Source organism: Paraburkholderia sprentiae WSM5005, from assembly GCF_001865575.2.
Taxonomy (GTDB): Bacteria; Pseudomonadota; Gammaproteobacteria; order Burkholderiales; family Burkholderiaceae; genus Paraburkholderia; species Paraburkholderia sprentiae.
In genome coordinates this window covers 901,887-914,814 of sequence record NZ_CP017563.2, presented here as the reverse complement: position 1 = coordinate 914,814, position 12,928 = coordinate 901,887, and the positions used below count along the sequence as shown (strand labels likewise).

The following is a 12,928-nucleotide window of genomic DNA, read 5'->3' as shown; positions in this document are numbered from 1 at the left end:
TGCAGGGGACCGTACGGCGGGCGGGGCGCGCGGCCATCGCTTTCATCCTCGGCTGATCCTGCGGCGCACCTGTTTGCGGATTCATGGAGCACTGACCGATGACCGACAGATTGCAAGCGTCCGTATGCGTAGTGGTGCTGGTGCTAATTGTGGGCTGGGTGCTGTACATCGGGCGCGTGGTTTTCGTGCCGATCGTGTTCGGCGCGATCGCGGTGTACGTGGTGGTCGACTTCACGCGGCTGCTGCAACGCATTCCGGTGATCGGCCCGCGGCTGCCGGTCCAGTTGCGCTACGGACTCTCGATGTTCCTGATCGGCGCCGCGATCTTCTTCGCGGTCGACATGCTCGTCGCGAACTATGACGCGCTCGTCGCGCTCGCGCCGCGCTACCAGGACTCGGTCCTGCTGATGATCCACAAGATTTCGGTCCTGCTGCACCTCGAAAGCGAGCCGACCTGGGAATCGCTGCGGCGGAACATGCTCACGCAGTTGAACATTCAGGCGATGGTGACCGGCATGCTGGCCTCGCTGTCGTCGGTGATCATCGACCTCTTCGTGATCGTGCTGTATGCGAGTTTTCTGCTGGTCGAGCGCACGACCTTCGGCGAAAAGCTGACGAACATGACCGCCAATTCGGCCAACGCAGCGCGCATCCGCGGCGTGGTCACGGACATCAACCGGCGCATCGGCGCGTATCTTGCGCTGAAGACGTTTCTTGGCGTGCTGCTCGGCGCGCTCTGCTGGCTTGCGATGCGCAGCGTCGGCCTCGAGTTCGCCGGCCTGTGGGCGATACTGACCGCGCTGCTCAACTACGTGCCGTATATCGGCTCGGTGCTTGCGATCGTGTTCCCGGTGCTGATGTCGGTGCTGCAGTTCGGCGAGCTGAATTCGATCCTGGTCGTACTCGTGTCGCTGAGCGCGATTCACTTCGTGATCGGCAACATCCTCGATCCGTATCTGACGGGCAACTCCCTGAACCTGAGCCCGTTCGCCATTCTTGCGAGCATGGCGGTGTGGTCGGCGTTGTGGGGCGTGCCGGGCGCCTTTCTCGCGGTGCCGATCACGGCCAGCATGACGATCATCTTTTCCGAGTTCGAAATGACACGGCCGGTGGCGGTGCTGCTGTCGAAAAACGGCCGGCTCGCTTTCGGCAAGACCGAGCAGACCGCCTGAAGCGGCGGCGAGCGCGTCGTCCACCCAGCGCATCAAATGAAAACGGCCTGTGAGGAATAGTCCGCACAGGCCGTTGAATGAAAACGTCTACCTCGACGCGTGCGGCTCACCATCGCCGCACGCTATTGCCATCAGCGCCGAGCGCTTACTGCCCGATGCTTACTGCGAAGAACCCGCCCACGTCTGGCCGGTCGTGGAAGCGTCGCCGATCGCAGGGAAGTCGACGTACGCTGCGCTGCAATCGACCGCCTTCGCGGTGCTCAGTTGCTGCGACGCGGAGCCGTTCAGTACGACACGGTTCGCGGCCGACGGGAAGATCGGCAGATTCACGTTGTTCAGCGTCAGATTCGCATCGGATGCGGTCACCGCGACGTTGTCCGGCGAATCGGCGAGCACATTGTTCAGCGTCATGCCGAGCGGAATCTGCGCGTGCGCGATGCCGCCCGAGTTCGCCTGGAAGCCTTCGAAGATCGCCGACGTGCCACCGATGATGTGGATATTCGACAGCGTGATGTCGTGGAAGTCCGGATACAGCGGCGAAGTCGGATTCGACAGTGCCTTGGTGCTGTAGTACGGCGTGAACAACAGCGCCTGGCCGCTATTGCGGATGCAGATGTTGTTGTAGTTGACGTTCGTCACGAGACCGCCGCGCGCCCAGTCGGACTTGATGCGCAGCGCCTGTTCCGAGCCATCGAACGAGTTGTCGTACACCTGGATGTTCGTCACGCCCGCATTGGTCTCGCTGCCGACCGACACGCCATGACCCGCGTAAATATGGTTGTGCGCCACGACGAAACCATACTTGCGATCGCTCGCGACGTCGCGATTGCCGTCGACACCATACAGCCCCGAGCCTGCCGGGCTCGGGTTGCTCGAACCCTTGATCGCGATATCGTCGTCGCCGGTGCTGATGTAGTTGTACGCGAACACGACGTTCTTCAGATAGCCGTCAAACGCGATCTTGCCGGCCGACGAGGTCGTGGTGCTACCGGTCGCCAGTGCCTGCGTGACCGGCTTCGAAGCCGAACCCGGGTCGAACGCGTCGGTGTTCTTCGCGGTATCGACGGTCGGCACCATGCCCAGGTAGTTCGGGTTGCCGTTACCAGCCGGGTTAGCCGAGGCCGATGCCGACGGCGTCTGCACCTTGACGTTCCACACTGTGAGGCCGTCCACACCGCTCGGCACGACGTGGAAATTTGCACTGTTGTGCAGCGTGATGCCGAACAGCGTCAGGTTCTTCGCGTAGTTGAGCACCATCATGCGGAAGTTCGACTGCGAGCCGACACCGGTCGTGCCATTCTCGACCATGTTGCCGAGCCACGCGAGGTCCCACCACGTCATGTGACGCGCCGAAGCCTTCGAGTTCACGAAGGTGCCGCCGTCGTCGCAGGCAGTGCCGTCCGGGGCCTGGGTGCCCGCCTTGTAGGCGACGTACGTGTTGGTGCAGCTCAGGTCGACGCGCATCAGCGGATAAAGGCTGTTCGACGTGGTGATTTCCGATGCCGCGCGACTGTCGATGGTGCCGCCGCCGACCACCGCCGAGTTGACGAGGTAGCTGCCGCCGATCAGCGGCAGGCAGTTGCCCGAGCTACCCGCCTTGGTCGAGCTGACGGCCGTGTTCGCGCAGTACGGTCCGGCCGCGTTCGGCGAATAGGCCATGACGTCACGCGTCGCGTAGACGGTCACGCCGTTGTCGATCCACAGCGTCACGCCCGAGGGCAGTGTCAGCGGGCCCGTGATGAAGGCGTTGCCCGCGCCGGTGCTCGACACGACGAGGCGCACCGCGAACTTGGTCGCGCGATACTGCGAGGCCGCGAGCGTTTGTGCCGACGCGCCCTTGATGTTGACGTTCGGCACGGCGGCCGCGGTTTGCGATGCGGCGGCCGCTGCGTCCGCGGCCTGGATCGCTGCGCCGACCTGAGCATCCACGGCGGCGCCGCAGGCGTCGAGCGCGGCCTGGATGCGCGCCTGGTCCGGATTCAGGATCGCCGACGTGGCGCCGTTGTCGGCTTCGGGTCCGAGTGCGCCGCTCGGCTGGCTCACGAGGTTGTTGCTGGCTTCCAGTGTGCTGCAAACCTGGTCGGCGCTCGGCAGTTGCGGTGCCGCGGGCAGATTGGGGTCGTTGGCGGTGGTGCCGACCTTGAAGGCGGCGGGCGCCGCCGATGCCGGCGGCGTGGTGCTGCTCGTGGTCGACGCGGGCGGCGCATTATCGCCGCTGCCGCAAGCCGCGAGCAGCGCGGTCAGGCATGCCATGACGGTGACTCGGTAAAGCATGGGGTCATCCTTGTTATTAAAGAATGCGAGCGTTTGGACGCGTTCAGGCCGGGTGAAAGGCACGGAAAGTTGTAAGACGACATACGAATCTTAGGTGAAGGCTGCGTCTACGTACATGCAGTACTTACCCGGACTTGCCTAGCGAATAGGATTTTTTGGAAGGGTAGCGGAGGTCGATGCGTTTATCACTACCCGGCAGTTGTACGACAACCTATAAGGAAGAGTTGATCGCAGCCGGTGACGCGGAATTCGTAGAGAGGCATGCAACAATGGCCTCGCGCTGCGGCCACGGCGAGTGGCCGTAGTGTGTATTCCGATCAACACTAGGCCTGCCACTCGATGACCAAGCCAACCCGGACGCGCCGCGCCGACGCACTCGAAGACCCGGCGCTGCTGCGTCGCCTACTGCGTGCGAAAGACCGCATCGACGCCGCCTCGCACGAAGCCTGGCCGGTGCGGCGCCTGGCCGAAGTCAGCGGCGTGTCGGAAGCGCACTTCGCGCGTTCGTTCAAGCGGGCGTTTGGCGTGCCGCCACACCGCTATTTGTTGACGCGCCGTATCGAGCAGGCCATCACGCTGCTGCGCGACACCGAGCTCGCCATCACGGACATCGCGTTTGCGACCGGCTGGGAAAGCCTCGGCACGTTCGGCCGAATCTTTCGCGACATCACCGGCCTGAGCCCGAGCGGGATGCGCGTGCGGGCACGCGCCGATCAGGCTGCACTCGATCGCGTGCCCGCGTGCATGCTGAAGGCCGCGCAACGCCCGCACCTGACGATCGCAGTCTTGAAGAAGCGTCGCCGCGTGGCCAGCGAATAGCCGCAGTACCGATGCGATTTTCGGCCGGGTCGGCTTTCGGTTCGGACGCGACTTCATGTCCCGCTGCGTCTGCGAAGCGCTTTGACGTAGCGCGGCAGGCGGCGCCGTGATGCCGGAATCCGCAGCATCGATGCGGTTTCCAGCCAAGACCCGCCCATTTCGCCTACCTATACTCGTTCGACCATGCCCGGCGCCACGGCGCAGCCCTTTCTGGAAGCGAGTCATGTCGACGATTCCCGCGCGCATAGAGCGCCTGCCGTACTCGAGGTTTCATCGGAAACTGCTGTGGCTCGGAGGACTCGGCTACGTGTTCGATGCGATGGATGCCGCCGTACTGGCCTTCATGCTGCCGGTGCTGCGCAACCAGTGGCATCTGAGCAGCGTGCAGACCGGCGTGCTCGGCAGCGGCACCTTCATTGGCTATTTCTTCGGCGCCGCGCTCGCCGGCATCCTCGGTGACGTGATAGGACGGCGCAAAGTCATGGTGTCGGCACTGATCATCTACTGCATCGCATCGCTGATCAGCGCCACCGCGCAGGATTGGCCTTTCTTCATGGCGATGCGCATCATCGCCGGGGTCGGCACCGGTGCCGAAAGCGCGATCGTCGCGCCCTTTCTCTCGGAGTTCTGCGCGCGCAAGTACCGTGGCGCATTCACCGGCAGTCTGGCGGCATTCTTCTCGTTCGGCTTCGTCGCCGCCGCGATACTCGGTTATCTGGTGATACCGCTCGCGCCGGACGCCTGGCGTATCGTCTCGGTGATCACCGCGTTGCCGATCGTCATGCTGTTGTGGTGGCGGCGCGCGTTGCCCGAATCGCCCCGCTGGCTCGACAGCCGCGGCAGAAGCGCCGAAGCGGCGGTGATCGTCGACCAGATGGAAGCGGTGGTGCGCGCCGCCGGCTTGCCGCTGTTGCCGGAGCAAGCGCCCGAGGCGAGCGTTGCGGCCGCCGTCGCGCGCGCCACGCCACTGGCCAAACTCAAGGCGCTATGGTCGCGCCAGCTGGCGGGCATCACCGCGATGGCCTGGTTGATGTGGCTGTCGATCACGTTCAGTTACTACGCGTTCTTTACCTGGATTCCGGGTTTGCTCGTGCAAAGCGGCATGACGATCACGCGCAGTTTTTCATATTCACTGGTCATGTACCTCGCGCAAATTCCCGGCTACTTCTCGGGCGCATGGCTCAATGAAAAGATCGGCCGCCGCGCGACGATCGTGACGTACATGGCGCTAGGCGGATTCTCCGCGTTAGGGCTCGCGCTCACGCACAGCGATGCGGAAATTCTGATGTCGGGCTTTTTGCTGTCGTTCTTCATGAACGGGACTTATGCCGGCGTCTACGCCTACACGCCCGAAGTGTTCCCCACCGATGTGCGCGCGACCGGCATGGGCGTCGCTTCGGCAATCGGACGCCTCGGCGCGATCGCCGCGCCGATACTCGTCGGCTATCTCTACCCGCGCCTCGGCTTCGGCGGGGTTTTCGGCGGCACGACGCTGGTGCTGATCATCGGCGCGCTCGCCGTTCTGATCATGGGCGTGCCCACCCGCGGCCGTTCACTGGAAGAAATTGCCGCGATGCGCCTGAAACGCTGAAGTCGCTCACAGCCCGCGCATCGCGGGCTCGCATTCTGCAACCCGAGGAAGAACATATGGACCGCATCCTGTTCAAGAACGGCGCTTTACTCGACCCGCTGCAAGCCGCATTGCAGCCGGGCCACGATCTGCTCGTCGAAGGCGACACCATCAAGGCGGTATCGCAGCAGCCGATCGACGCGCACGGCGCACGGATCATCGATCTCGAGGGTAAGACCATCATGCCGGGCCTGATCGACTTGCACGCGCACATGGTCGCGACGCAGTTCGATTTGCCGAGCCAGGTGAACATGCCCAACGTATTCGTCACCCTCAAGACGCTGCCGATCATGCGCGGTATGCTGCGGCGCGGCTTCACGACCGTACGCGATGCGGGCGGCGCGGGCTTCGCACTTAAACAAGCGGTCGAAATGGGCCTCGCGCAAGGGCCGCGCCTGTTCGTTGCCGGGCGCGCGCTCAGCCAAACCGGTGGTCACGGCGACGGGCGCGCGCGCACGGACTTCCTGCCCGGCGACGCGCCTTGCAACTGCTGCGTGCGCGTCGGTGCGTTGAGTCGGGTGGTCGACGGCGTAGACGCGTTGCGCCGTGCCGTGCGCGAGGAACTACAGATGGGCGCGGACCAGATCAAGATCATGGCCTCCGGCGGCGTCGCGTCGCCGACCGATCCGATCGGCGCGCTCGGCTATTCGGAGGACGAAATCCGCGCGGTCGTCGCCGAAGCCCAAGCGCGCGGCACCTACGTGATGGCGCACGCGTATACCGCTGAATCGATCCAGCGCGCGGTGCGCTGCGGCGTGCGCACCATCGAGCACGGTAATCTGATCGATGAACCGACCGCCGCTCTGATGGCCGAGTGCGGCGCGTACGTGGTGCCCACGCTGGTGACGTACGAGGCATTGCATATCGAGGGCGTGCGCTATGGCTTATCGGCCGAGAGCGCGGCCAAGATCGACATCGTGCGTGAATCCGGCCTGAAGTCGCTGGAAATTTTCAGGCGCGCCGGAGTCAAGATGGGCTTCGGCACCGATCTGCTCGGCCCGGGCCATCGTATGCAAAGCGACGAGTTTGCGATCCGCGCGCAAGTGCTGACGTCGGCCGAGATCATCGGCAGCGCCACCACCATCGGCGCCGAAATTCTCGGCATGACCGGTAAGCTGGGACGCCTCGCACCGGGCGCCTATGCCGACGTGCTGGTGGTCGACGGCGATCCGTTGCGCGACTTGAGCTGCCTGAGCGGCCAGGGCGAGCACATCCCGCTGGTCATGAAGGGCGGGCGGGTCGAATTCAACGAATTGCCTTGAACCGGCGCGCCAGCCGTTTGTCGCGCCGCCGACAGCACATACGATCGCGCCGATCGCAGTTTTGGAGAAGCGCCGCCGCGTGGCCAGCGATACAGTCGAGTCCTCAACCAGGGAGGAATCATGAATCAGGGTGTCAATGTGGTCGGTTTGTACGTCGACGATCAGGACGCGGCGCTTTCGTTCTACGTCGACAAGCTCGGCTTTCGTGTCCACACGGACGTGCGCAACGGTGCGTACCGCTGGCTCACGGTCCAGCATCCGGAGCAGCCGTCTTTCCAGTTGGGACTGTTCGCGCCGGGGCCGCCGGTCCACGACGAAGCGACCGCGCAAACGCTGCGCGCGATGGTCGCGAAGGGCGCGATGCCGCCACTGGTGCTGTCCGTTGCCGACTGTCGCGCGAGCTACGAGCAGTTCAAGGCGCGCGGCGTGGAATTCACGCAGGAGCCGGTGGATCGTTTCGGCAGCGTCGATGCGGGCTTTCGCGATCCGGCGGGCAATGGATGGAAGATGATCCAGGCGGCGGCAGGCAAGTGACCGCGCGGGCGCCGCGCGTAGCCGCCTACGGCCGACGGCACGTCGCATGATCGCGACGCGCCGCAGGCCGCCAGGCCGCCCGAATGGCCTAACAGACTCTTACTGCTGATGCTGCTGCAGATACTGCCTGACGTCGTTCAACGTCACACGGCCCGAATGCGCGGTATCGATCTGGTCAAAATGCCTGGCGATATAGCCGAGGCCATTGCTTTGCGCCTGGGCCTTGGTGATCGACGAGCCGTTGCTGAGTACCGAATTCACGCCCAGCCGGTTCTCGATGCGCTGCTGAGCCTGCTGCTGCAGCGTCGAACCGGTTGTCGGCGCCACCGCGCTGGCACGGTTGCGAGGAAAGAACGGACCGTCCACGCCGTGTCCGCCGTTGGGTAGCGTCACGGGCGCCACCGGCTGAGGCGGCAACGCGTGGGCACTGCCGGCCGACACACCGAGGACGAACAACGCTAGCGCACGTCGCAAGATATCGATTGAAGACATGATCATTCGCCATAAAAGGTAGTCAGAGGGTCTCGCGCGAAGCGAAACCACCATCGATCAGGGTGCGGCCGCGGCGACCGCCTCGCTCGTCGGCGTAGCGGCCGGCGCTTCGTCGCCCCACGGCTTGGGCAGCGTCGCGAGCGTGAGTGCGCCTGCTATCGGCATGCCGCCATAGAAGGCGACGAGATCGGCCTTCATCTGCGGGCGCGCCACGTCATCCAGATAAATCATATGCCCGCCCTGGAAGAAGTTGACCTGCAGATTCGGGTTGAGACCCTGCACCGTCTTGAGTCGCGCGAGCTGCTTCTCGGTATTGAAGAACGGCGTGGCGAGATCGTGGAAGCCGTTTTCCGCCAACACCTTCAGCTGTGGATTGAGCGTCAGCGCGCCGAGCAGATCGGGGATGGTGTCGGGCAACGGCTGACCACCGTGCGAGAAGTTCCACACCTGGATGATCGCGTCGTTCAGCGGCATGTACGCCGCGTTCGGTGCCGTGTAGCCGAGGTAATCCGGCATCTGCGTCGCCAACGCATTGGTGAATGGCTGGGAGATCAGGATGTCCGACGGATCGCCATCGCTCTGCAGACGCGGATCCGAGTTGGGCAACGACACACGCCCATCGTAGCGGCCGATCGTCGAGCCCGGCACCAGCGTAAGGTTGAACGGATTGATGTTGAAGTAGCCCTGCATCGCCTGCAACGTGAGGCCGGATTCGGCGTCCCAGATCCGCTCCAGCCACGTCGGCGGGAAATTCGGCGGTCCCGCGAAAGTGGGCGCGCCAAGCTGGCTCAACGTCCAGTACAGCGAATAATTCTTGAACAGGTTGTAGTTGGCGGTCACGAAGGCCTCGCTGCGCAGCGCGTAGGTCGCCTGACTCGCCGGCGGTGGCGATACCTGGTTGTAGTACGCCGCGACCTCGGCATAGCCTGGCATGTAGCCGCTGAGCGTATCGGTTTCGAGCGCGAGCTGATCGGTCGAACCCGTGATCGCCACTGCCTCGATCGCATCCGCGAAGTAGTTCAGGATCGAAGATTGCAGCGTGATACCCGTCAGATGCACGCCGGCCGACTCGAGCGCGAGCGCCAGGATGTCCGTGCGAGGCGTGCCGTACGATTCACCGTACAGATAGATCGGCGAGCTGCTGCGCGAATTGACCGTCAGGTAGCGGATGATGAAGTCGCGCATGATGTTCGCGTCCGCATCGGTGCTCCAGTAGGTCTGGTTCGTGTTCGGCAGGATCGCTTCGGAGAGGCCCGTGCCCGGCGGATCGATGAATACGAGGTCGGTCGTGTCGATCAAGCTCTCGGTGTTGTTCACGAGCGGGTAGTTCGGCCAGCTCGTGCCGTTCAGCAGCGGATCGGTCGTCGCGACGCGCGTCGGCGCGAACGACCCGAGCCGCAGCCAGATCGACGACGAGCCCGGCCCGCCGTTATAGACGAACGTGACGGGGCGCGGTTGGCCATTCGTGCTCGGCGCCGTGTAGGCGACGTAGGACATCGTCGCTTCGGGTGCGCCGCTCGTCAGATCCATGGCGGTCAGGTGACCGGTGGTCGTCGTGTAGTTGACGGTGGTGCTGCCGGACGTCCATTGGTAATGCATGATCGCGGCTTTCTCCGCGACCAGTGACGCGGCGATGCCGGAGGTCGCACTCGTCGAATAAGTAACGGGATCGATGTAGGGCTGATTCGCGGCCGGCGTTTGCGGCGCGGACGCGGCTTGCGCCTGATTGGCGACCTGCGCCATGCTGCCCGGTACCGTCGATGCCGACGACCCTCCGTCGCTGCCGCCGCATCCGGCCAGCACGACGATTCCGAGTGTCAGCGCACCGAGCGCGGCTAGCCGGCCATGACGACGGACGCGACCATCGTCGGTATTCCTTCTGTCTGGTTTCATCTCGTTCCCTGGTGAGTGATACCGCTACACAAAGGCCGCTTTTCGCCGGTCGCGCGCGTTGGAGATCGAATAACCCGCACCGCACTCGGAGGCACGCAGCGGTTGCATGGACAGCTTTTCCCAAAATCACTAATTCAAACGACTTGCGTTTATATTTCTATTTGCTTTCTGCAATTGTGGGTTGAATGGCCAACGGAATTCCCTGTCGATTTATCTCGACATTTCAAGAAAATTTTCAAGATTGAATCTTTCCGATGCTTACAGCAAGACTGAAAATAGGCTGTGAAACAAGGTCTGTCAAGGGACCAGGCAGTGATTATCTGCAGGAATTCTCAGTTCCGTTGTCGGAATTATTTGCGCTTGAAAATATAATTAAATGGCAAATTTAACCGGCGATAATGCACCGTGGATAGATAAAAAAATCAACCGGATCGCGGGCGAATCCGGTACCAGGTGAGAATCACTGCGAGCAGGAACGCGACGTACGCGAGCACGAATACCCAGCCCGGAAAGTCGTAGAACAGCCAGGCGCTAACCCAGCGCTGTACGAAGCCTTGGGGGCCGGCCGTACCCGTGCGCAGATAGTCCTCGAGTACCGTCAACGGGCACGGCACGTCGAGCACCGCAAGGATCGCCACGACGCCGATGGCGAGAAGGTGCGCGGTCCGGAATGTGCGATTGCGCGCCCACGCGAGTCGCAAACCGTGGGCGATCCAGACCGCGAATAGTCCGCCGACGATAAACAGCACGATCAGCGCGTGTAGCACGAGGACACTATTGGCGAGCCAGACCATGCTGCTTCCACTACCACGATTCTCGAGACGACGTCGCTCGGATCTCAACTGGCGGAGACGACTCACTGCCCATGGCCATACAGATTGAGCAGCATCAACGTTACGCCATTAGTCCACCCGAAGCCATCCTGCAGCGGATACTCACCACCTCCGCCGCCGCCTTCTCCCGCGCCTTCGACCACGTACTTCTCGACGAGCTTCTGCTGCGTGTTGTAGACGTTCTCGACGTCCGCGAGAAAGCGCGTACCGATCGGCTGCGCGAGGTCGGCGCGACCGTAGCGCTTGAGACCCTGAATCGCGATCCAGTGCAACGGCGCCCAGCCGTTCGGCGCGTCCCATTGCTGCGTGGTGTTATAGGTCGAGGTCGCGAGGCCACCCTGCTTGAGCAGCACGTTCTGCACGGTCTGCGCGGTCTTCCACGCGCGATCGGGCCACGCCACGCCGGCCATCAACGGGTACAGCATCGCCGGTGTCTGGTTATCGCGTGCCTTGCCGAGTTGCCAGTCGTAGTCGCCGTAATAGCCGTTGCGATTCCATAGATACCGGTTGATGCCTTCCGCGCGCCGCGCCGCGTAGCCGATGAACTGCGCGACGCAACGGAAGTCGCGTGTCTCCGAGCAGCCGCGTGCGATCGTCGTCTCGAGATGGAACATCAGGCTGTTCAGATCGACGGGGATGATCGATGTCGTGCGCACCGTGGCGAGCGTCTGGTTGTCGCCGAACCAGCGCGAGCTGAAATCCCAGCCGCTTTCGGCGGTCGCGCGCAGATCGCGGTAGATCTCGTTGGCCGGCCGGCCGCTCGCTTGTGCGGTCTGCACGTCCTCCAGATACGACTCGTCGCGCGGCGTGTCGAGTTCGTCCCAGTAGCGGTTCAGCACCGTGCCATCTTTGAGCACGACCACATTGCGCGTCGCGCCGCCGCGCGGCGTGCTGGTCGAGCCCTGCATCCAGTACGCGTACTCTTTGCGCAGCTCGGGCAGGTACTTCTGATAAACCTTATTGCCTTCCTTTTGCGCCGCGAGCTCGACCATATACGAGTAGAACGGCGGCTGCGAGCGGCTCAGATAGTACGTGCGATTGCCGTTCGGAATATGGCCGAACGTGTCGATCATATACGCGAAGTTGTCGAGCATATTGTCGACGAGATCTTCGCGTCCGGACTCCTGCAGCCCCAGCATCGTGAAATAGGTATCCCAGTAGTAGCCTTCGCGAAAGCGGCCGCCCGGCACGACGTACGGTTTGGGCATCGGGATCAGCGAGCTGTAGTCGGGCGCGCTCGTCGTCGTGCGAGTGAGGCCGGTCCAGAGCCAGTCGATGTGCTCGCGCAGACTCTGGTTCGGCGGCGGCGTGATGCTCTGATCGGGCGGCGGTGTGAAGTACTGGCTGACGAATTTCTGCAGCGAAAAGCTGGACTGATTCTTCTGCGTTTCGTACGCCTGCACGATCGCGGCGGGACTGCCATTCGGCGTCGCGTCGACGAACGTCTTCTGGTCGGCGAAGATCTGCGCGGTTTGCACGGCAACGAACAGATCGCCGTACAGAATGTCGGGCGCGGGCGGCAGCGCGGCGCCCACCTGGGTATCGGCCAGACAGCTCGCGGACGCGAACACGAATGTGGCGATGCATGCGACGCCGATCGCGATCGGCGAACGTCGCGGCACGAAGTAGTTGTTTGTGCAGACAGAAAGATGCGCGTTTGATGCGGTGCCGGTGCGAGACAGTGACTGAATGTTCATGATGCCTCCAAGGTTGTGGGCATTTCACTGGTCTCATCGCACGCCATTCGATGCCGTCTCCCGGCGACATGCGAGTCCGGCACGAGGTGGCCGGATCGATGGCTTCAAAAGCATCGCACGCTTTCGACGCATCAGGCAACTGCGGGGCAGCACATCCTGCATGCAGTCAGCATGAAGAAAGAAACGTGATAAACGAAGGAGGGCGGTGGGCGCAATGGCGAATTTGCGCGTGCTTCGTGGTTCGAAGCAATGGAAGCGTTGATCGCGAGCGATTCCGGGAGACAAATCGCTCGGCGAGCAAGCCACGTACCCGCGTCGACCG

Annotated in this window: 10 protein-coding genes; 5 read left to right on the top strand and 5 right to left on the bottom strand. The window is 63.2% G+C overall.

What is annotated here, in order from left to right; all coding sequences use genetic code 11:
* Positions 1-98: 98 nt before the first annotated feature.
* Positions 99-1,172 carry an AI-2E family transporter gene (locus tag BJG93_RS32710; protein WP_027194599.1) on the top strand — a complete coding sequence of 358 codons (1,074 nt, stop codon included), beginning with the start codon at positions 99-101 and terminating at the stop codon, positions 1,170-1,172.
* Between the two features lie 159 nt (positions 1,173-1,331).
* Here BJG93_RS32710 and BJG93_RS32705 read toward each other — a convergent pair whose 3' ends face one another.
* A complete protein-coding gene (locus BJG93_RS32705; RefSeq protein ID WP_027194598.1) occupies positions 1,332-3,446 on the bottom strand; it encodes a glycoside hydrolase family 28 protein in 2,115 nt (704 codons plus the stop codon).
* A gap of 339 nt (positions 3,447-3,785) precedes the next feature.
* Between BJG93_RS32705 and BJG93_RS32700 the strand changes: the two genes are divergently transcribed.
* From BJG93_RS32700 to BJG93_RS32685, 4 genes are all read left to right on the top strand, one after another.
* A complete protein-coding gene (locus BJG93_RS32700) occupies positions 3,786-4,265 on the top strand; it encodes a helix-turn-helix domain-containing protein (RefSeq protein ID WP_027194597.1) in 480 nt (159 codons plus the stop codon).
* Between the two features lie 223 nt (positions 4,266-4,488).
* Positions 4,489-5,856 (top strand): MFS transporter, encoded by a 1,368-nt coding sequence (locus tag BJG93_RS32695; protein ID WP_027194596.1) that lies wholly within the window; start codon positions 4,489-4,491, stop codon positions 5,854-5,856.
* 56 nt (positions 5,857-5,912) lie between these two features.
* Positions 5,913-7,157, top strand: a complete 1,245-nt coding sequence (locus BJG93_RS32690; protein ID WP_027194595.1) for a metal-dependent hydrolase family protein — start codon at positions 5,913-5,915, stop codon at positions 7,155-7,157.
* Positions 7,158-7,277: 120 nt separating this feature from the next.
* Positions 7,278-7,691, top strand: coding sequence for a VOC family protein (locus tag BJG93_RS32685; protein ID WP_027194594.1), 414 nt, complete (start codon positions 7,278-7,280; stop codon positions 7,689-7,691).
* Between the two features lie 99 nt (positions 7,692-7,790).
* Here the strand turns inward: BJG93_RS32685 and BJG93_RS32680 are convergent, their stop codons facing one another.
* The 4 genes from BJG93_RS32680 to treA all read right to left on the bottom strand — a co-directional run bounded on the left by BJG93_RS32680 (position 7,791) and on the right by treA (position 12,606).
* Positions 7,791-8,189, bottom strand: a complete 399-nt coding sequence (locus tag BJG93_RS32680) for a hypothetical protein (protein ID WP_027194593.1) — start codon at positions 8,187-8,189, stop codon at positions 7,791-7,793.
* 51 nt (positions 8,190-8,240) lie between these two features.
* Complete coding sequence (locus BJG93_RS32675) at positions 8,241-10,076, bottom strand: S10 family serine carboxypeptidase-like protein (protein WP_027194592.1); 1,836 nt, start codon at positions 10,074-10,076, stop codon at positions 8,241-8,243.
* A 422-nt stretch (positions 10,077-10,498) separates the two neighbouring features.
* The gene (locus tag BJG93_RS32670; protein ID WP_027194591.1) at positions 10,499-10,870 is read right to left on the bottom strand and encodes a DUF2784 domain-containing protein; all 372 of its coding nucleotides are present in this window, start codon (positions 10,868-10,870) and stop codon (positions 10,499-10,501) included.
* Between the two features lie 62 nt (positions 10,871-10,932).
* Complete coding sequence (gene treA, locus BJG93_RS32665; RefSeq protein ID WP_027194590.1) at positions 10,933-12,606, bottom strand: alpha,alpha-trehalase TreA; 1,674 nt, start codon at positions 12,604-12,606, stop codon at positions 10,933-10,935.
* Positions 12,607-12,928 lie beyond the last annotated feature (322 nt).

Excerpts from the sequence above, each read along its gene's own strand:
- BJG93_RS32710 (WP_027194599.1), top strand. The coding sequence starts at position 99 with ATGACCGACAGATTGCAAGCGTCCGTATGCGTAGTGGTGCTGGTGCTA.
- BJG93_RS32705 (WP_027194598.1), bottom strand. The coding sequence starts at position 3,446 with ATGCTTTACCGAGTCACCGTCATGGCATGCCTGACCGCGCTGCTCGCG.
- BJG93_RS32700 (WP_027194597.1), top strand. The coding sequence starts at position 3,786 with ATGACCAAGCCAACCCGGACGCGCCGCGCCGACGCACTCGAAGACCCG.
- BJG93_RS32695 (WP_027194596.1), top strand. The coding sequence starts at position 4,489 with ATGTCGACGATTCCCGCGCGCATAGAGCGCCTGCCGTACTCGAGGTTT.
- BJG93_RS32690 (WP_027194595.1), top strand. The coding sequence starts at position 5,913 with ATGGACCGCATCCTGTTCAAGAACGGCGCTTTACTCGACCCGCTGCAA.
- BJG93_RS32685 (WP_027194594.1), top strand. The coding sequence starts at position 7,278 with ATGAATCAGGGTGTCAATGTGGTCGGTTTGTACGTCGACGATCAGGAC.
- BJG93_RS32680 (WP_027194593.1), bottom strand. The coding sequence starts at position 8,189 with ATGATCATGTCTTCAATCGATATCTTGCGACGTGCGCTAGCGTTGTTC.
- BJG93_RS32675 (WP_027194592.1), bottom strand. The coding sequence starts at position 10,076 with ATGAAACCAGACAGAAGGAATACCGACGATGGTCGCGTCCGTCGTCAT.
- BJG93_RS32670 (WP_027194591.1), bottom strand. The coding sequence starts at position 10,870 with ATGGTCTGGCTCGCCAATAGTGTCCTCGTGCTACACGCGCTGATCGTG.
- treA (WP_027194590.1), bottom strand. The coding sequence starts at position 12,606 with ATGAACATTCAGTCACTGTCTCGCACCGGCACCGCATCAAACGCGCAT.